22 protein-coding genes and 2 pseudogenes are annotated in these 16,115 nt (G+C 63.0%); 13 read left to right on the top strand and 11 right to left on the bottom strand.

Annotation, left to right across the window (positions count from 1 at the left end):
- Positions 1–97 precede the first annotated feature (97 nt).
- The 3 genes and pseudogenes from AC6JAM_RS17780 to AC6JAM_RS17790 all read left to right on the top strand — a co-directional run bounded on the left by AC6JAM_RS17780 (position 98) and on the right by AC6JAM_RS17790 (position 1,906).
- A complete protein-coding gene (locus tag AC6JAM_RS17780; protein ID WP_223991824.1) occupies positions 98–640 on the top strand; it encodes a hypothetical protein in 543 nt (180 codons plus the stop codon).
- A 124-nt stretch (positions 641–764) separates the two neighbouring features.
- Positions 765–995: a helix-turn-helix domain-containing protein gene (locus AC6JAM_RS17785; RefSeq protein ID WP_223991822.1), complete on the top strand. Its 231-nt coding sequence runs from the start codon at positions 765–767 to the stop codon at positions 993–995.
- Between the two features lie 228 nt (positions 996–1,223).
- A pseudogene (locus AC6JAM_RS17790) lies at positions 1,224–1,906 on the top strand (PspA/IM30 family protein).
- A 35-nt stretch (positions 1,907–1,941) separates the two neighbouring features.
- Here AC6JAM_RS17790 and AC6JAM_RS17795 read toward each other — a convergent pair.
- From AC6JAM_RS17795 to AC6JAM_RS17805, 3 genes are all read right to left on the bottom strand, one after another.
- Positions 1,942–2,631, bottom strand: coding sequence for a DUF6994 family protein (locus AC6JAM_RS17795; RefSeq protein ID WP_497935360.1), 690 nt, complete (start codon positions 2,629–2,631; stop codon positions 1,942–1,944).
- Positions 2,632–2,987: 356 nt separating this feature from the next.
- Positions 2,988–3,302 carry a HigA family addiction module antitoxin gene (locus tag AC6JAM_RS17800; RefSeq protein WP_223991818.1) on the bottom strand — a complete coding sequence of 105 codons (315 nt, stop codon included), beginning with the start codon at positions 3,300–3,302 and terminating at the stop codon, positions 2,988–2,990.
- 290 nt (positions 3,303–3,592) lie between these two features.
- Positions 3,593–3,733 carry a hypothetical protein gene (locus tag AC6JAM_RS17805; RefSeq protein WP_497935363.1) on the bottom strand — a complete coding sequence of 47 codons (141 nt, stop codon included), beginning with the start codon at positions 3,731–3,733 and terminating at the stop codon, positions 3,593–3,595.
- 129 nt (positions 3,734–3,862) lie between these two features.
- Between AC6JAM_RS17805 and AC6JAM_RS17810 the strand changes: the two genes are divergently transcribed.
- The 6 genes from AC6JAM_RS17810 (at position 3,863) to AC6JAM_RS17835 (ending at position 6,354) form a co-directional block, all read left to right on the top strand.
- Positions 3,863–4,114 carry a helix-turn-helix domain-containing protein gene (locus AC6JAM_RS17810; protein ID WP_346656229.1) on the top strand — a complete coding sequence of 84 codons (252 nt, stop codon included), beginning with the start codon at positions 3,863–3,865 and terminating at the stop codon, positions 4,112–4,114.
- A 32-nt stretch (positions 4,115–4,146) separates the two neighbouring features.
- On the top strand, positions 4,147–4,692 hold the full coding sequence (locus tag AC6JAM_RS17815; RefSeq protein WP_223991808.1) for a hypothetical protein: 546 nt from the start codon (positions 4,147–4,149) through the stop codon (positions 4,690–4,692).
- A 64-nt stretch (positions 4,693–4,756) separates the two neighbouring features.
- Complete coding sequence (locus AC6JAM_RS17820) at positions 4,757–5,068, top strand: hypothetical protein (RefSeq protein WP_497935371.1); 312 nt, start codon at positions 4,757–4,759, stop codon at positions 5,066–5,068.
- A 28-nt stretch (positions 5,069–5,096) separates the two neighbouring features.
- Entirely contained in the window at positions 5,097–5,624 is a 528-nt protein-coding gene (locus AC6JAM_RS17825) for a hypothetical protein (RefSeq protein ID WP_223991804.1), read from the top strand.
- 85 nt (positions 5,625–5,709) lie between these two features.
- Entirely contained in the window at positions 5,710–5,994 is a 285-nt protein-coding gene (locus AC6JAM_RS17830; RefSeq protein WP_497935373.1) for a hypothetical protein, read from the top strand.
- A gap of 156 nt (positions 5,995–6,150) precedes the next feature.
- Positions 6,151–6,354, top strand: coding sequence for a hypothetical protein (locus AC6JAM_RS17835; protein ID WP_497935375.1), 204 nt, complete (start codon positions 6,151–6,153; stop codon positions 6,352–6,354).
- Positions 6,355–6,395: 41 nt separating this feature from the next.
- On the opposite strand, the gene AC6JAM_RS17840 is transcribed toward AC6JAM_RS17835, so the two are convergent.
- The 3 genes from AC6JAM_RS17840 to AC6JAM_RS17850 form a co-directional block, all read right to left on the bottom strand.
- Entirely contained in the window at positions 6,396–7,571 is a 1,176-nt protein-coding gene (locus AC6JAM_RS17840; RefSeq protein ID WP_497935377.1) for a serine hydrolase domain-containing protein, read from the bottom strand.
- A 605-nt stretch (positions 7,572–8,176) separates the two neighbouring features.
- The gene (locus AC6JAM_RS17845; protein WP_223991796.1) at positions 8,177–8,881 is read right to left on the bottom strand and encodes a DUF2510 domain-containing protein; all 705 of its coding nucleotides are present in this window, start codon (positions 8,879–8,881) and stop codon (positions 8,177–8,179) included.
- A gap of 194 nt (positions 8,882–9,075) precedes the next feature.
- Entirely contained in the window at positions 9,076–9,348 is a 273-nt protein-coding gene (locus AC6JAM_RS17850) for a hypothetical protein (RefSeq protein ID WP_223991787.1), read from the bottom strand.
- A gap of 319 nt (positions 9,349–9,667) precedes the next feature.
- On the opposite strand from AC6JAM_RS17850, the gene AC6JAM_RS17855 reads away from it, so the two are divergent.
- The 3 genes from AC6JAM_RS17855 to AC6JAM_RS17865 all read left to right on the top strand — a co-directional run bounded on the left by AC6JAM_RS17855 (position 9,668) and on the right by AC6JAM_RS17865 (position 10,311).
- The gene (locus AC6JAM_RS17855; protein ID WP_263422475.1) at positions 9,668–9,835 is read left to right on the top strand and encodes a DUF4259 domain-containing protein; all 168 of its coding nucleotides are present in this window, start codon (positions 9,668–9,670) and stop codon (positions 9,833–9,835) included.
- On the top strand, positions 9,832–10,068 hold the full coding sequence (locus AC6JAM_RS17860; RefSeq protein ID WP_263422474.1) for a DUF4259 domain-containing protein: 237 nt from the start codon (positions 9,832–9,834) through the stop codon (positions 10,066–10,068). The genes AC6JAM_RS17855 and AC6JAM_RS17860 overlap by 4 nt, the downstream gene beginning before the upstream one ends.
- Before the next feature lie 69 nt (positions 10,069–10,137).
- Entirely contained in the window at positions 10,138–10,311 is a 174-nt protein-coding gene (locus AC6JAM_RS17865; protein ID WP_223991785.1) for a hypothetical protein, read from the top strand.
- Positions 10,312–10,455: 144 nt separating this feature from the next.
- Here AC6JAM_RS17865 and AC6JAM_RS17870 read toward each other — a convergent pair whose 3' ends face one another.
- From AC6JAM_RS17870 to AC6JAM_RS17880, 3 genes and pseudogenes are all read right to left on the bottom strand, one after another.
- On the bottom strand, positions 10,456–11,193 hold the full coding sequence (locus AC6JAM_RS17870) for a serine hydrolase domain-containing protein (protein ID WP_263422473.1): 738 nt from the start codon (positions 11,191–11,193) through the stop codon (positions 10,456–10,458).
- A 109-nt stretch (positions 11,194–11,302) separates the two neighbouring features.
- A pseudogene (locus AC6JAM_RS17875) lies at positions 11,303–11,686 on the bottom strand (serine hydrolase); the annotation flags it as partial.
- Between the two features lie 140 nt (positions 11,687–11,826).
- On the bottom strand, positions 11,827–12,477 hold the full coding sequence (locus AC6JAM_RS17880) for a helicase associated domain-containing protein (RefSeq protein ID WP_223991783.1): 651 nt from the start codon (positions 12,475–12,477) through the stop codon (positions 11,827–11,829).
- 358 nt (positions 12,478–12,835) lie between these two features.
- Between AC6JAM_RS17880 and AC6JAM_RS17885 the strand changes: the two genes are divergently transcribed.
- The gene (locus tag AC6JAM_RS17885; protein ID WP_223991781.1) at positions 12,836–13,216 is read left to right on the top strand and encodes a DUF7793 family protein; all 381 of its coding nucleotides are present in this window, start codon (positions 12,836–12,838) and stop codon (positions 13,214–13,216) included.
- 138 nt (positions 13,217–13,354) lie between these two features.
- Here the strand turns inward: AC6JAM_RS17885 and AC6JAM_RS17890 are convergent, their stop codons facing one another.
- Positions 13,355–15,022, bottom strand: coding sequence for a phosphodiester glycosidase family protein (locus AC6JAM_RS17890; RefSeq protein WP_223991779.1), 1,668 nt, complete (start codon positions 15,020–15,022; stop codon positions 13,355–13,357).
- Between the two features lie 365 nt (positions 15,023–15,387).
- The gene (locus AC6JAM_RS17895) at positions 15,388–15,732 is read right to left on the bottom strand and encodes a hypothetical protein (protein ID WP_497935381.1); all 345 of its coding nucleotides are present in this window, start codon (positions 15,730–15,732) and stop codon (positions 15,388–15,390) included.
- Positions 15,733–16,115: the final 383 nt, after the last annotated feature.

The following is a 16,115-nucleotide window of genomic DNA, read 5'->3' on the forward strand; positions in this document are numbered from 1 at the left end:
AGCAACTCGTGCTGAGGGCTGAACCCTTGCAGCTCCTGACCGAGGGTGCCACAATGCCAAGACGGAACTGGGGTCCTTTCGATGAAGGGAGCCCGTCATGAAGCAGACGTTCCGGCCATGGGTCGTCGCAAGCCTGTGTGTGCCGCTGATCATTACTGTTGGCACCGGCTGCAGCCGCTCAGTCAAACTTGGCGCCACGGCTGTCCACGAGCTCCAGGCGGTTGGAAAAGCATCCAGTGAGGTTGCCCTGTCCGCCGAGGAAGTATCCCGGCAGTCGCGGCTCTACGGGGTCAGCGCTGATGCGATGTCCTCGGTAGCGGACAGCGTGAACACCCAGTCGGGTTGGTCCGACCCATTGACGGACATCAACAACCTCTACCGGCAAAGCAAGGACTCCAAGACAGTCCAGCTGGCTGTTAGCGTGGGTTGCGACGGCCTGACCGGGAAACTTACGAGCCAAGACACCCTCTACACCTCATTGGGTGGTGCCGTTCAGGGGCTGGGCCCAAACAAAGCCAAGAACTTCATGGATTCCACCAAGGACCTAAACGAGAAGCTGGTCAGGATCGCCAGGACTGGAAATGATCAAGCCAAGGCCGCAGCGGCGTGGCTGTGCTACAGCTACCAAAACGCTCCCTGAGAATGGGCAAGGGGCGTCGCCGCTAGTGCTGGCTGGAAACCGTTCCAGGCTCATCAAGCCTGTTCTCACAGACCGAATCTAAAACGGCCCTGGGCTCGCCTCTCGTCACACATAGGATGGCCGAGTGACTGACGAACCGAACCAGCCGCGCTTCCTGACGCCCACCCAGGTCGCAGAAGAGCTGAACGTGAAGCCGAACCAGGTCCACGCGCTGATCAAGGCGGGCAAGCTTCGGGCGTTTCAGGTGGGTGGCCGCGGTATGTGGCGCATCGGCCGGCATCGAGCTCAGCGGGTGCGGGTACATCGGAAGAGCTGCACTTCTGCGCCGATCGGCTGTAGGACGATGTACGAGTAATTCAAATAGCCCCTCTTGGCAGAATTGCGCCCATCCTGGTGGCAGCCCCGTCTTCAACACCCACGCGTGCTGGGCCCCCGCCGTCGTCGGCTGAATTCGGCGCCAACGAATGCGGCCTGTTCGAGCATTGAAGGGGGCAAGCACGGCAGGCGTCTAGAGGGCTAAAGGGCAACCCGCGACACACCCTTAGAGTATTTTGCTCGTGTCGCCCAGCTCGCCAAGGCCAACCTGAACGCCCTCCTGGACTCCGCCGAAGACCCGCAGAAGATGCTGGACCAGATGGTCCGGGACTACTCGGAGAACATTCCATGAGGCCGAGGCCGCCGTCGCCACCACGATCGGCAAACTCCGCATGGCCGAAGAGGACCACCACCGCGCCATCAACGAAGCCACGGACTGGAGCCGCAAGGCCATCGCCGCGTCCCACGCGGCCGACGAGTTCCGTGCAGCCGGAAACCTCGTGGACGCCGACAAGTTCGACGCCCTCGCCAAGGTCGCCATCGGCCGGCAGATGACCGCCGAATCCACCGCCAAAGGCCCAGGAACCGACCCTCGCAGCCCAGAACGAGGTCGTCGACAAGCTCAAGAGCGGCCTGGACCAGATGCGCGGCAAGCTCGGTGAGCTGACCGCCAAGCGCAACCAGCTGGTCAACCGGGCCCGGGTGGCCGCGACCCAGTCCCAGGTCAACGACGCGCTTCGTGCCCTGGACGCCGGAGACCCCACCTCAACCATCGGCCGGTACGAAGAAAAGATCCGCCGCGACGAGGCCACCGTCCGCGGCCAGCAGGAACTCGCAGCCTCATCCCTGGACGCCCAGTTCGCATCCCTCGAAGACCTCGGCGAGCAGACCGAAGTGGAAGCCCGGCTTGCGGCCCTGAAGTCCATGGACCGGAAAGCCATCGACTACTAGGGCGCTACCTGCATCATTTTGGACCGGTTCCGTTCTTACGGCTCCCGGTCGATCCTCGCATTCCTCGCCGTTATGAAGCCGTTTTTCTTCGCCAAATACCCAAGGTATTCTTTCCCGGTCCGAGGGACAGCAGAGTGTGTGCTGAAGTCAGTAGTGGACGGGTGGAAGAAGCATATTGTGCCGTTCTTTTTTACGAGGTCCTGCAGCAGGAAGAACTCGACATACCCGTTGAAATCCTGGAACAGGGCGAAGAAGTTCTCGTACCTGAGCAGGGGTTTCGCCAGAGGGTTAGGCCGCCCAAGATAGTGGAGCCGAATGCACTCCAGCGTCAGGTCGAAGCGATCGGCGATGCGGGGATGGCAGCCGCGTGCGCCGTTAATGGTCATCTGTTTGTTGATCTTGTTTCCTGGAAAGACGATCGTGCTCCCGGCCGTGTAGCCAAGGTACTCCGGGATGTCGCCTTCATGGACTTCGCGAATTGCCCGCGACGCCTTTCCCAGGAGCCTGGTGGTGATGGCATCGCTAGAAACATGGAAGGTTCCCAGCGAGGACCTATGCGCTAGATGGAATCTGCCTTCATATGTTAAGTCGAAGCGTCCTCCGATAGGCAGCTCCTTGCTCCACAAGAGCTGGTGGTGCCGGCGCAGCGTCGGGCTGTACTTGTCGGGATCCTTCCCGCCAGCATCGTCGTGGTAGTCGAAGGACGTATCGACGCCGGCGGTCATGCCGTTTTCCCATGGCGAGCCGCGGCAAGTTCGGCAAGGTCGCGGATGAGCCGCCGCACTTCGTGCTCTCGGCCCGTGAGTGCCGGAGCCAGTTGCACTGGCCGTGGCTTTGCCAGGGGGCCCCGTGGCGGAGAAGGGACAATCGCCGGCGAGGCTTCTGCTTCTTTTGCGGACGGGATTCTGCTCGTGCTCATACGTCCCCCAAACGTCGTCCTTGCCTGCCTTGAAATCACTGTAGGAACTCAGGAGGACGTGAGGGAAGGGGAATGCGGAATCCTCGGGAACTCTTGAGTCCACCTTGATCTTGATCGAACGTTGGTAGGGTGCGCCACGCATCAATGCATGGCATGGCCGAGTTAGGTGGCGGGCATGTGCACGGTGTAGGCCTTGGCCCTGCGTTTTATGCCTCGGAGCATCTTCTGCATTTCTTTATCACGGGAGAGCACCCACAGCTCGTACTCATTTTGAAGGTCCAGCCAGTGCTGTGCAGTCGTGCCGAGAGCTGCGGCGAACTGTGCTGCCGATGTTCGGGTGATTCGCGTCTTGCCGTTGACCACGTCGCTGACAAACTGAACGGGTCGGCCGATTACCTCGGAAAACATCGCTTGGTTCCAATGAAACTTATCGATGTACCAGGCCAATTCTTCGCCTGGCCGTTCCGGTTCTCGCATGTTGGGTCTCCTTGTGCGGTGGTTATTTCTCGGTCCCTACGGTGGGGACCAGTTGGTGTTGGTTGGAAAGACTGCGTCCTCCCTTGACCAAATGGGATGGAGGTCGAACCATTCGTCTGTCGTACCGCTCGGCCTGCACTCTTGGCTAGCTGCCAGCCATGCGTCGGTGGCGCCTTCGATTCGGGCCGAAGATCGTACATCTTCCTCAGGGGTGCGGTACTGCTTATCCGCTGGTTTCTGGCGTAGATTTCCAACGAGATCCGTTGGGCAACCAGATCGACGACTTTGGTCTACTGGTTGATGGCATCGACGTACGACTGCGGATTCACTTCTTTGGCCTGCGCGCCGCAGGAGCTGACACTCATCAGCGCAGCCACAGCCGCCAGTCCAGCGGCCACCTTCTTGTGAAGCGTGATTGCCCGCTTCCTCATACGACCTCCTACCCACACTGTAGGAAGTCATAGGAGGGTGCGGAATGCCTCCCTCTTTTTCTTGGCACGATCTTGAGCTTCCGTTCTGAGGCCGGGCATCGAGACGGCCGCCACACATAGCATTGCCGGGTGACTGACGAACCAACACTGCGCTTCATGACCCCCACCCAGGTCGCGGACGAGCTCAACGTGAAACCGAACCAGGTCCATGCCCTGATCAAGGCAGGCGAGCTTCGTGCGTTTCAGGTGGGTGGCCGCGGTATGTGGCGCATCGGCCGGCAGTACGTCGAGGACTACATCGCCGAGGCGTACCGGCGTACCGCCGAACGGATCGCCACCGGTGAGCTCGAGGACGCCGGGCCGGAAGACGAAGAGCCATAGTGGCGGACCGCGTTCGCCCTTAGACTCTGGCCATGAGGAAGTGGGCCGCTGAGCATCCAGTCCTGTCGTCCGCCCTTTTCGCCGTCTTCGCCGGCGTCGTCGTCCTAATCGTTGACATACTCCTGGGACGAAAGCTGGATACCGCTGTTGCGAATACAGTGTTCTGGATGTTGTTTTTCTGGGGCAGCAGCTACTTCGCTCAAAAGCGCACTCGGAAGACCAAGGCCAGGCTCGACGAGCACGGCCAGTCGCTCATGTTCCTGCGGTACCCGGACTCCAGGCTGGGATCTTTGAGCGGCGTCTGGCAAATGGGCGTCGCGACGCCGGCGCCGGGTCGGATCGACTTCCAGCCGGTCGTCTACGAAGACTTGGTCCCCATCGGCCGCAGCAGGGCCCTCACCGGACTCCTTGGCGCTCCATCCCCTCCGCGCAAGGCTGACCGCCACGATAACAAGCAGGCAGTGCCGTACGGCTTCCAGGTCATCAGCTTCGACTCAGACGGTGGTCCCATCGAAATCGCAGCCAGCCCTGACACGGTCCAGAAGATCCAGGAAGTCGTCGAGCCAGCCTCTCCATAGCCGCCCACCGAAAGATCAGCTCAAGCACCTTGCCCCTGCCGCCGGCCGGTGATTCAGTTCATCCATGCCAGCACCGGCGAAAGAACCCCAAGGCGGCCAACCTCCGGCCTCCAAAGAGGAAGCCCGGCGAAGGATCAACCGCCTGACGTACTGGTCACTGCCATTCGTCGGGGTCTTTGCTGTGCTGAACCTGATCCCGAACGTCCCATGGCCGTGGCGGGCCGGGATGCTGGCGGTCGAGGTCGTCTTCGTCATCGTCTACGGGACCGCGGCGGTGCGGTTATTGCTCTGGCAGCGCGACGAGTACTGGCGGGAACGGGGGAGGGACGGACCCCAAACACCCGGAACGGTTCCCGAACGACGCTTGGAACGATGACCGGCAGTAGTGGCGCTACGCTGGGGCTGTGGAACAGGTACTCCTTGACCAGGTGATCGAGACTGATTACGGCCAGTTCGATCTTTCCTGGGGTGAGGAGGGCACCTTTGACGGAGACTTTGACCGCTTCTACCGGGGACAGATCAACGGTCTAGTGGGCGCAGCCAACTGGCAAGGGGTTCATGTTAACCTTGCACGGCGCTCGGGCGGCTCGCCCGTTCGCATGGTTCTGCTGGATGCACCACCGGGAAGCGATTACGGGCAGTGGGAGGACGTCGTCGAGGTATCTATCGCGCTGCCGAACCGGCATGAGATGGTCTGGAGTGACTGGTGGGGCCACACCGGGCCCGTAGGACTTCCGCCAGGTTCCTACAGGCTGCGTGTTAGCGCCAAGGGCCGGGATGAGGGGCACCTCGGGGAGTTTGCCGAGGGCGCCGTCGACGAGTATCTCCTGCAGCTGTGGCCGGCGCCGTGGCAGCTCGATGCAATACTCAGCACCGGGAGCGAGGACGCCAGGTACTGGCATCGAGAAGTTGGCGGCCGCAGGCCGGAGTAGTTTCCCGGCCTTCTGATGTAGGCACATTAGGGACACACCTGCCCTGGTCCGCAAATCTGTCGGTGCCCGGGAGGACCATGGAATCATGACGGCTCCAACGGTGGAGGCGGCCATCCATGAACTCATGGATCTCGCCTGGAATCTTGTCTACGACCTGCTCGATCAGCGGGGGCTGCTCGGTGACGGACTGTTTGTCGAGGAGTACACCGGCATCCACTCCTGGGTCGAAGACCTCACCCGGTACACCGTGGTGCACTCCCGGACGGTCGCGGTCCTGTTCGTGGACACCCGGCCCGTTGACGCCATTGCCTTCCACCACGGCCTGCTGGGCGCCGACGATCCGAAGCGCTTCTTCAACGTTCCGGTCTAAAGCAGACCCCCAGAACCATGCGCGGTGGGGAAGCCAACCCGAACGACTCGCTATCAGTGCTGCTCAGCCGATTGGATGGCCCTCCCTGCAGGTGCTTTCGCCGGGCAAGATGTCATGGCCTTGGAGGCAGGTCACGGCAGGGGGTACAGGGGTGTCGTGGGTGGTGAAGAAGAGACTGCTCTTGCCGTGGCTGACGGCGGCGCCTTCCCGCTGGAGCCAGGAAAGCCTGTGTTCATCCGGCTTTTTCTCCGTGCCGTCAGTCCGAGTGGAGTGATGAAATGGGTTTTTGACCACGGAAACCGCGACCTTTCCAAGATGCGCCGCTCTGCAGAATTGCAGCATTCAGACGCCACCTTTTAAGCCTGGACCGGAGGGGACGGGTGGGTTAGGCAGTGCTTTTCTCAGTGACCCGGTGTGCAGATGCGGTCCAGGGCTTCGTTGAGTGAGGTTTCGATCCGGTCGTTCAGGTAGTAGCGCTTGTCCTGGGTTGAGGGGTCCTCGAGCTCGGTGGGCATTGGTGGTGTTGTAACTGTCATGGCGGCCTGGTACGCGCCGTCTCCGCTGCTGACCGCGACGGTCTGGTAGTCCAAGAACGTGCCCCGGCCCTCGTGCCGCGAGTCTTTCGAGCATCCGTCTGCATGCTCCCACACGCCGAGCCCGTATGGGTTAAAGCCGGGGCTGGTTTTCATTTCCCGCAGGGAGGACGCTGAGAGTGCCCGTCCTTGGAAGATTCCGGCCATGAGGAGGTTCAGGTCGTCCATGGTCGATACAGCGCCGGCTGCCGGGTTGCCGACCGTGAAGGTGTTGTCTGTGATGTCTACCCTCTCACCGTGCAGGGTCACGTAGCCATGCAAAAGCCCGTTCTCGTTGAGATCGACATGATCCAGGCTGGTGTTCTTCAAGCCGAGAGGGTCAAAGACCTGCTCCTGCATGATCTGGACGTAGGGCTTGTGCCGCAGCGTCTGGAGGAGGAGGCCGAGTGCGAGGTAGTTCGTGTTCGAGTACTTGAATGACCCGACATCGGTCGCGGTCCAGGGGAGGGTTCCTGCCAGTTGCAGGCCCTGCTCCATCGTGAGTGTTTGGGCCAGCCCAGAGTGGAAGTCAACATCCTTTGGCAGGGCATCGTTGACTTCGGGCATTCCGGACGTATGGCTGAGCAGCTGCCTCACGGTGATCGGCGCCTGCGGCTTGAGCGAAGACGTGAATCCAGGGATGACGTCATTGACGGGATCGTCAAGGCCGATGAGGTTGTCGTCCACGAGCTTCAGCACGGCCACGGCCGTCATCGTCTTGGTGACACTGGCGACTTGAGCACGGTCCGTTGGCTGCGCCGGGGTCTTGGTCTCAAGGTCCCGCACGCCATACGCCCTGGACCACTCGCCCTCGGGCCAGCGGATCTGAACGACGACGGCTACCGCGCCCTCGTTCAGGAACAGCTGGATCTGATTTTCGAGGGAAGCGAAGAGGTTCGGTGAGCTTGACGTCGGTGCGGGCTCATCGATGGAATAGGTACAGCCAGATACGAGGAGGACGGCTGCGAGGGCCGCCCGACTCCAGATGGTATTCGTCGTGGTCATTGCCGCATCCGCTCGGGACGAGATGACAGTTGTCGGGGCCGCCCGCGGCATCCGGCCAGACTTTCAGCGGCGACGTCGCCCCAAACCCTTTAACACCCTTTCGGGGCTGCAGAGTCGGTCGAGGGGCTCGCTGAGGGCTGACTCGGTCGGGTCACGGCCAGGACTGCAGCGTGCTTGTCTAATCAGGAACTGGACCCCATCTATTGCCCGGGCGGTCTTGGGCCGACAGGTGCCCCGACCAATTGGCGCTCGGGTCATACTTCCCGCACTTAGTACAGCGGCGGCGGAACCCGCCATCTGAGTCAGTTTCTGCGAGCCAGTGGTGCCCAATATTGAGCCTGCACAGCAAGGCCTGGATCATGACCGCTCCTTTCCAGGAATGTGTTGCCCAGCCCACTTTCCATTATGTTCCTGAAACCGCTGTATGGATCCTTGATAAGGCCATCACGAACCAGCAGAGGTTTCAGGAGGATCGTGACCTGGCCCCAGCATCCCGGGAACCGTCTTCCGCCATGACCTCCTGGGCGCCGACGACCCGAAGTGCTTCTTCACGTTGCCGGACTGAGTAGCTGAAGGATGCAGCAGCCCTCGCGCTGGAACGTTGCCTATCCCGGGAAGCTGTTGGGGTCAGGCCTGGATTCGCCCGTCCACGCCTGGCCGTCCCAGTATCCAAGCACTCCGGGTGTTGCCGTTGGATACCATCCAGCCGGCGGCAGGGCTGGCTGCTGCGGCAGCTGGACCGGGCCAGGGGTCGGAGTTGAAATGTGCGTCGCTGACGAGCCTTCGAGCGTTCCATGATCTGCTTGTCCGACTTCCTGACGACGGCCCTTGTAGTTCTCATCAGATAGCCGCTGGACTAGCTGTCTTGCTACCTGGAGGGACGTGACGTGGTGGGTCCACATCCGCCCGTCCCAGTACCGGGCACTTCCGTCGCCTTGGTTGTACCAGCCTGCCGCAGCCCCGCCGGCGTTGAGGCCTGCGATGAGGAACTCCGTGAAGCGTGCTGTGATCCGATCGGAGGCTTTTGGTGGAGGGGACACCAGATTGTGCATGTGGGTTGTCACCTGCATCTCTGCGTCCGCCTGGCTAAGCCGCCCGGCCGACACTTCCGCATCGGCCCAAGCGCGCATCCGCTGATACTCCGCGTCCAATTGCTGACGCTGGAGTTGGGCGAGTTGGACGGCAGCCAGTTGGGCCTGGACGGCGGTCTGTTGTGCGATGGTTCGTTGGACGTTCAGCTGTTGCCGTCCGGTAATGAAGCTGCCGACATTCGCCGCGGTGTTCAGCCGGTTACCCTTCATCTTGCCCATGGCACCCCCTGGAGAATCATGCCAATGACGCCCCGCACTGGCCTGCGTCTGGAGACGCACAAGGGGACTTTATCCCAAAGGGATCTTGGAAACGCTAAACATTTGACGAGATTACCCTCAAGATTTGGGAGTCTCCGGGCGGTTCACCCGAAACCCCCATGCCGCGCCCTGGTTAGCGGGTACCCCTGGGACAGTCACTTCCGCTGAATCGGCCCCTTGGGCTTGCCCTTCACCGCGACCAGGATGGCCAGCACCAGGGTGGCGAGGGCAAGCGGCAAGACCATAAGCGGCGCGCCGGGCAGCCCTGAGTTGCCGGCCACCATGAAGCCCAGGCAGCCGAGCATCATCAGGCCCGAGAAGGACGTCACCAGCCATGGCGTCACCCCGCCCTGCTTGCGCTGCTTGGCCAGGATGACGATGCCGGTCACGAGGCAGCCGATGGAGCCGACGATCAGAAAGACGTTCATCCACCCGTTGAACGGGGCGGCTTGGGCTGCTGCCAGTACCCGGACGGGGGTTAGTAGTCGGCAGGAGCCTGGGGGTTGTTTGCGGGGACTGGTGGCTGGCCGGTGTGTTCGGGATGCAATGGCTCGCCTAGCGTTGATATTCGACGGGAACACCTTGCGCAAGAACCAGCAATGACACCCCAATACGGGCAATCTTACGATGGCCCCTGGGCGTTCCATGCCCAAGAGCGCTTTCAGCTGGAATTGGGCGGGATTGTGTCGATGCCGGGGAAGGTCTGGCATGCTGGAGCCAGCCCGTGAGCGTACACCAGGAGGCGCGATGATGGGCGCGTGGGGCTGTCTTCCGTTCGAGGACGACGACGCGCTGGACTGGCTGCAGGATCTCGAAGCCGGCGGAGCGGACGTCGGGCGCCAGGCGCTGGCGAAGGCCGACAACAGGTACGTCGAGGCGCCCGATGGGGCGATTGCTATGGCCGCGCGGAAGTGACCTCTGCTAGCCAAGGCAACCCGCTGGGGGAGTTGCCGGAGAGCGTCGCCGACTGGGTGACTGCTCACGGGCTTGAGATCACCGTCGAGGACGTGGAGATGGCCGTGGAAGCGGGCGAACGGGTCGCGGGGGAGAAGTCCGAGCTGGCCGAGCTGTGGGTCGACGCCGACGAACCGGAATGGCGCGAGTCCCTCGACGACCTCACGGAGCGGCTGCGGGTCGCGTTGAGATAGCTGCCAGTACCGTCCGTGACGCACGAGGGCCATCATTAATAGTGCGAGATACGCGGACGGGAGAAGCCCATGAAGGCCCTGCTGTGCAAGCTCAATATCAGCCACAAATGGCATGTCGAACACGCCGAAGACGGCAGCATGTATAAGCGCTGTCTCCGCTGTGGAAAGGACGACGACGAGCGCCAGAGGGGAGGCGGCGAGTTCAGCGGCTGGGTAGGACCAGTCGGCGGAGGCGGGATCTAGGCCGCCGGCCTCCTGAATGGCATAGCTGTGGTCCTACGTCGGCTCGTCACCGTCCTGCGCAGCAGGTGACACCGTGTGTCGATGATTGCGTCAACGAACTGCTAGTCCCGGACCGCATCCGGCCGCTCAGGATCAGGTGCTTTGTCAGCTGGCTGGCTTGCAGAGGCGATCCAAGGCATCGTTGAGGCTCGATTCGATCTGGCCGTTCATGAAATTCCGCTTCTCCTCGCCGGCTGGGTCCTCGAGTCCGGTCGGCAGCGGTGGCACGGTCACCGTCATCGTTGCCTGGTACCGCCCATCTGCGCTGCTGACCGCTGTCGTTTGATGGCCCCAGAGCGAGCCTAAACCCTCGTGTCTCGACTCTTTCGAGCACCCGTCCGAGTGCTCCCACATGCCCAACCCGTAGGGGGCGAAGCCGGAGCTGGTCTTCATTTCCTTCAGGGACGTCGATGAGACCGCCCGGCCGGTGAAGAGGGCGGCCATAAAGAGGTTCACGTCTTCGACAGTGGACGTCGCTCCTTCAGCCGGGTTGCCCGCCCAGGCAGCGTTGTCTGTGACGTCGACCCGTTCACCCCGGATGGTGGCGTAGCCGTGCAGAAGTCCGGGCGAGGTGGGGTCGACTGGTTTCAGGCTCGTGTTCTTCAACCCGAGCGGGTCAAAGACTTCCTCCTGCATGACCTGGTTGAAAGGCTTGTGCCGCAGTTCCTGTATCAGGAGGCCGAGTGCTAGGTAGTTCGTATTTGAGTACTTGAAAGTCCCCACGCTGGCCGCGGGCCACGGGAGCGTCCCAGCCAACTGCAATCCACTCTCCATTGTGAGCTTCTGAGAGAGCGCATGTCGGAAGTCGACATCTTGTGGCCCGGCCTCGTTGACCTCGGGCATGCCGGACGTATGGCTGAGCAGTTGCCTGACGGTGATCGGCGCCGGGGGGCTTGAGTGCGGACGTGAATCCGGGTATCACGTCATTGACGGGATAGTCGAGACCGATGAGGTGGTCCTCTACGAGCTTCAGCACGGCCACGGCTGTCATCGTTTTGGTGACGCTGGCGATCTGTATCCGGTCCCTGGTCTGCGCCGGAGTCTTGGTTTCCAGATCGCGTACGCCGTAGGCCTTAGACCACTCGCCCTCGGGCCAGCGGATTTGAACAACGGCGGCCACCGCGCCCTCGTCAAGGAAGAGCTGGATCTGATTTTCGAGGGGACCGAAGGCGCTCGGTGCGCTTGATGAGGGTGCGGGCTGATCGTTGGAATAGCTACAGCCAGATACGAAGAGGACGGCTGCGAGGGCCGCCCGACTCCAGATGGTATTCGTCGTGGTCATTGCCGCATCCACTCGGAACGAGATGACAGGTTTCGGCCGCTTGCGGCACCACATCCGGCCAGACCTGCGGCGGCACCGCCGTCCCAGCAGCTCAATTTTACGGCTGGCTATTGTGGCAAGGAAGCTTCAGCCCGTTGACCGGATTTCTTCTCGAGTCTTGAGTTCCCAGCCCCGCATCGCCACACGCTAAGCGCTCAGCCTGCTGTTCGCGTCCGCCGCTGCCTTCCGTGCCGCCAGCCGGGTATGGTCTCATTCAGAAGCTTTTCCCTGACCGGGTCGAGTCTCCCGGCCCGGTGGTCGATGCGCTGGGTGTGCAGCCAGACACCCAGGGTGCGCTCCTCGTGCTCGTCGGTCTTGTTGTGCCGGGGCGAGTCGCCTCCGGCAACCAGCCATGCAGTGACCGCTGCCAGACGCTGCTGCCACCGGGCCGCGTCGGCGTCCCGCTTCGTGGGCTGTTCCCGCCAGTTCGGGATGGCCTCCAGGGCCTGGGCGTAAACAGGGGAGAGGTCCCCGTCCGCGGCCTCTTTCCGGCGCCTCTGCAGCCACGTGGCCAATGCGCGTTCCCGGGCGGTGCCGCCTCTGGCCGGCAGACGGCCCTCATTCGCATAGAGAGCCAGGATGTCGTCCAGGTTCCGTTGGCCGGGGGCCGTCAAGCGCTGGGGCTTGGAGAAGGCAGCCACGTGGGCCGTCCGGAGTTCGGTATCCTTCCGGGCGGCAACCGCCAGGTGGTACCGGACGGTCGTCTCTGCGGCGCCGACGACCGCGGCGATCTTCGGCGCCGGAATGCCGCTGCGGTACATCTGCACCCCCTCCGGGTCCGTGGCGCTGCGCCTGGTCTGTCTCATCAGCTGGTTCGCGAGCTCATTCCGGAGAGCCACCTCGGGGACGTGCGGCCCGTTTCAGCTCGGCGATCCGCAACCGCAGGAACACAATGGTAAGGACCAAGGCGTACACCGCCAGGACAGTCACGACGATCATGAAAACTGGGTACAGGATGCCCAGGATTCCGAAGGCTGGACTGAGACTAAACATCGCTACCCCCAAGTAGTCGTTGCCCCAAGGCTACGTGAGCGGAAGGCTTTGCGGGGGTTTTGTGGATAGGCGACACTGCCCAGGAAACCTCGTCCGTCTCGCATTGACGCCTTTTGGGTACTGCCATGAAAGGGGGTGGCTGGGGCTTCGGAGCTGAGGGAGGTGAACAGCGTGGAGAAGGTGGACCTCAAAGGCAAAGGAACGATGGAGCTGTGCGATGGGGTCCTTCTGCTGCGCTGGAGGCAAGGGGCCAACGTTGGCATTGACGTAGCCAAAGCCGCAATCGAAACCATCTCCACTCTGGGCGGCGGCCACAGGTTGCCCATCCTGGTCGAGGTTCACGGTGTGACCCACTCGGCGGCTGCACGGAGCGTCTTTCCTGACCCGTCCAGCGTCTCGCGCATGGCGCTGTTGGTAGCCTCTCCCGCCGATCATGTGGTCGCCAGGCTCCGCCTGCCGGTATCTCCGCCCGGATTCCCGATCAGGTACTTTACCTCTGAAGACACGGCACTGGCGTGGCTGCGTAAGTCGTCGGAAGAGACCGAAGCGTAGGGCCATTAGTCTGCTTTGCCGGGCAAGCGGACGACGCTACGTCCGCGCCGGGCCCAGATCAGGTTACGCCGAAAGGGTGCGCCCCGTTCGCTGAGCGCACCCTTTCCCCGGACGCTGCCTTGGTCCGTTTCTTCCTGCCTACGGCTTGCGGCCGGGCAAGACGAGGAGGGCGTCGCCGACTGGGCGTTCGCCGGTGGCGTCGGAGGGGGAGTTCATGACCTGGCCGCCCTGGACCATGGTGGTCGAGCCGCCGCCGTCGAGGTTCATGGCGTTGACCATGCCGAGCGATTTCGCCACGTGGGCTTCTTCGTTCAGGCTCAGGCCCAAGGACGTGGTTTGGCGGCCGTCGGCGGTGACCAGCAGGGTGCGGCCCTCGGCGTCCACTCCGGCGAAGGTGCGGGGGTTGCGCTTGTGGACCCAGCCGTAGAAGAAGCTGTTGCTGTCGTTGGTCCGGACCACGCCGTCGCGCTTGGCGGTGACGTCCATCTGCCCGTTCTGAACCAGGGTCGGGCCACCGTTGACGACGTCCGTCGACGGGGTGGTCTTCAGGGACTTGCCGTTCTCGGTGAGCAGGTCCGTGTCGACCTTCAGTTTCTTGCCCGGGACGGCCACGGCGGCAAGCTTGTCGACGTCGGCGCCGATCGCCTGCACTGTCTGCCCGCCGGCGGGCACCGCGGTGCCTCGCGCGTGGTTGACGGCGGTGACGGTCCCTTGGGCATCCAGGACGACCTCGAGCCCGGGCCCGGCCGGGGTGGTGGGGCCGAACTCGGGAGTGAAGGAGACGATCTCGTCCGGGTCGGTGCAGGTGAAGTCGTGCAGGGGCAGGTTCGTCGGGGTGTCGTCGGTGCCGCCGCAGTTGCGGATCAGCCCGGGGACCCGGTCGACGCCATCCAGCGGCAGTTCCGCCGCGCCCGGCGCGGTGACGGTGCCGTGCCAGTGCAGCCGCTGGATGGAGGTGCCGTTCTTGTCCAGGACCAGGGAGGGGCGGTCGCCCACGGGCTCGCTGAGGACCTTGCCATCGTGGACTGCGGCCCCGGCGGGATCACCCTCGGCACCTGCCGCGGGGTCCATGGTGAAGAACCCACCGTTCACGCCGGCCAGGGACCCTGCTGCTGCGGAGAGCTGGCTGGTCGTCTCACGGTCTTCGATGTTGGGGCCAAACGAGGAGGTGAGGTCGCCCTTGAATTCCTTCGGATCGATCGTGAGCACCTGGAGATTCCAGGGTCCGCGGTCGTCCTCCCTGGTGCCGGCGTCGCCGTCCCAGCCGGTGTAGATCACCGAGGATTTGTAGCCCGCGGCCTTGATTCGGTCCGCGGTGGCGGTTCCGTCGGCTTTCGAGCTGAACTGGCCCACACGGACCCGGTAGCCGAGGTCACCGCCGGCGTCGGCCAGCTGGGGTGACTGGACGTGCTCGACACGGGCGGTGACTCCGGCGGCATTGAGCTTGTCGGCCACCTTCTGGGCTTGGGCCTGGGTGGACAAGGCGGAGGCGGGGGCGTCGGGGTCCGGCGAGGTGGATGGGACCGCGACTTCGGCGGTCCAGAAGAAGTCCTGGTTCGGGGCGCCGCGGGTGATCGTGGTCCGAGTCAGGCCCGGAGCCAGCGTGGTCACGTTCCGCGTCTCAGGCAGGTCCTGCGCGCCGAGGTCCAGATGGCCGGTCTGTGACGGTGCGGCCGCCTGCTGGTCGGGTGCGGGTGCAGTTTGCGCCGCGGTGGAGGCGCCTGCGGGGGTGAGGAAGGCGAAGGGGACGGACACGGCCAGGGCGGTGATTACCGCACGGCGGTGACGATTATTGGGGCTGATCATGGTTATCGACACTAAAGTGCCAGGAAGTCATAGCACCCTCCCACACACCGCGGTTATTCATGCCTTCGATGAGTGTTCATCAACCGTTCGGGGAACTGTGTCCGGATGTTCCGTCCAGATGCCGTAACCCCCGCGCAGCATGGAGAACTCTTGGGCGTACCCGGCTGCCTTTGAGCCTCGTGCTGGGCATAGGAAAAGGTGCGCCCCGTTCGCTGAGCGCACCCCCTTCATTCCCCTCGCACCGGATCCCTATCCGATGAAAACATCATAAGCATGCTGATAGTTAGTTTGGCGAGCATTGCGTATTCGTAGCCGTATCGCCACAAATATGTAATTGGCTGGGAGGTGTCGCGTATGAGCCAGACCTAGACTATTGTCCTGTCGTTGAGCTGCAGCCGCCGTGAGCGCCGCGGGAGTCCCTGGGCCCAGAATGTGATCATGAGTCCTGCGGTTGCTGCGCCGCCGGCGAAGGTCCAAGGTGAGGACCACAAGCCTTCCGCGGTGGGAACGTTGAAGGCCACCACGACTGCGACCAGAGCCAGAAGAACCCCAACGACCGCCTGCAGTTCCCTCGTCCGGTACTCGGGGCAGGCGAGCCGGATCATGGGGATAGTCGGCAGCAGGAACAAGTAGAGGCTGAAGACCGGGTAAATGACGTTGAACGTGAGGATCGCTCCGCCCAGCGCCAGCAGACCCAGGAACGTCAGCACCTGCAGCACCCTGAGCGGGTTCTCCCCGGGTCCACCGGCTCAGCATCAGCCCCCAGGCCGGCAGGCCAAGCAGCCAGCGGCCGGCCCAAAATCCCAGGTCCAGCAGCGCCAGCGGGACGAGCAGGACATCGGGCTGCAGGAACGCCATGGACTGCCACACCGACGGGAGCTTCCCGACTGGGCCGAAAATGCACGCCCGGATCAGCAGGTGGGCGGCTATATATTCGGGCAGCAGCTGGATGACAGAGTCCCAGCGCATGTCATACGACAGGAGCGTTAGGGAGAGGACCGTGACACTGACCGCTGGGAACGCCCACGGGTGGGCAGATTGGGAGAGCCCCCGCCTTCTACTCTGGACATGAGCAGAGAGGGCCTCGGCCCTG

The sequence above is a fragment of the Arthrobacter sp. GmRoot5-12 genome (assembly GCF_059739365.1).

Excerpts from the sequence above, each read along its gene's own strand:
- AC6JAM_RS17780 (WP_223991824.1), top strand. The coding sequence starts at position 98 with ATGAAGCAGACGTTCCGGCCATGGGTCGTCGCAAGCCTGTGTGTGCCG.
- AC6JAM_RS17795 (WP_497935360.1), bottom strand. The coding sequence starts at position 2,631 with ATGACCGCCGGCGTCGATACGTCCTTCGACTACCACGACGATGCTGGC.
- AC6JAM_RS17800 (WP_223991818.1), bottom strand. The coding sequence starts at position 3,302 with ATGCGAGAACCGGAACGGCCAGGCGAAGAATTGGCCTGGTACATCGAT.
- AC6JAM_RS17805 (WP_497935363.1), bottom strand. The coding sequence starts at position 3,733 with ATGAGGAAGCGGGCAATCACGCTTCACAAGAAGGTGGCCGCTGGACTG.
- AC6JAM_RS17815 (WP_223991808.1), top strand. The coding sequence starts at position 4,147 with ATGAGGAAGTGGGCCGCTGAGCATCCAGTCCTGTCGTCCGCCCTTTTC.
- AC6JAM_RS17820 (WP_497935371.1), top strand. The coding sequence starts at position 4,757 with ATGCCAGCACCGGCGAAAGAACCCCAAGGCGGCCAACCTCCGGCCTCC.
- AC6JAM_RS17830 (WP_497935373.1), top strand. The coding sequence starts at position 5,710 with ATGACGGCTCCAACGGTGGAGGCGGCCATCCATGAACTCATGGATCTC.
- AC6JAM_RS17840 (WP_497935377.1), bottom strand. The coding sequence starts at position 7,571 with ATGACCACGACGAATACCATCTGGAGTCGGGCGGCCCTCGCAGCCGTC.
- AC6JAM_RS17845 (WP_223991796.1), bottom strand. The coding sequence starts at position 8,881 with ATGGGCAAGATGAAGGGTAACCGGCTGAACACCGCGGCGAATGTCGGC.
- AC6JAM_RS17850 (WP_223991787.1), bottom strand. The coding sequence starts at position 9,348 with ATGAACGTCTTTCTGATCGTCGGCTCCATCGGCTGCCTCGTGACCGGC.
- AC6JAM_RS17855 (WP_263422475.1), top strand. The coding sequence starts at position 9,668 with ATGATGGGCGCGTGGGGCTGTCTTCCGTTCGAGGACGACGACGCGCTG.
- AC6JAM_RS17865 (WP_223991785.1), top strand. The coding sequence starts at position 10,138 with ATGAAGGCCCTGCTGTGCAAGCTCAATATCAGCCACAAATGGCATGTC.
- AC6JAM_RS17870 (WP_263422473.1), bottom strand. The coding sequence starts at position 11,193 with ATGCCCGAGGTCAACGAGGCCGGGCCACAAGATGTCGACTTCCGACAT.
- AC6JAM_RS17880 (WP_223991783.1), bottom strand. The coding sequence starts at position 12,477 with ATGAGACAGACCAGGCGCAGCGCCACGGACCCGGAGGGGGTGCAGATG.
- AC6JAM_RS17890 (WP_223991779.1), bottom strand. The coding sequence starts at position 15,022 with ATGATCAGCCCCAATAATCGTCACCGCCGTGCGGTAATCACCGCCCTG.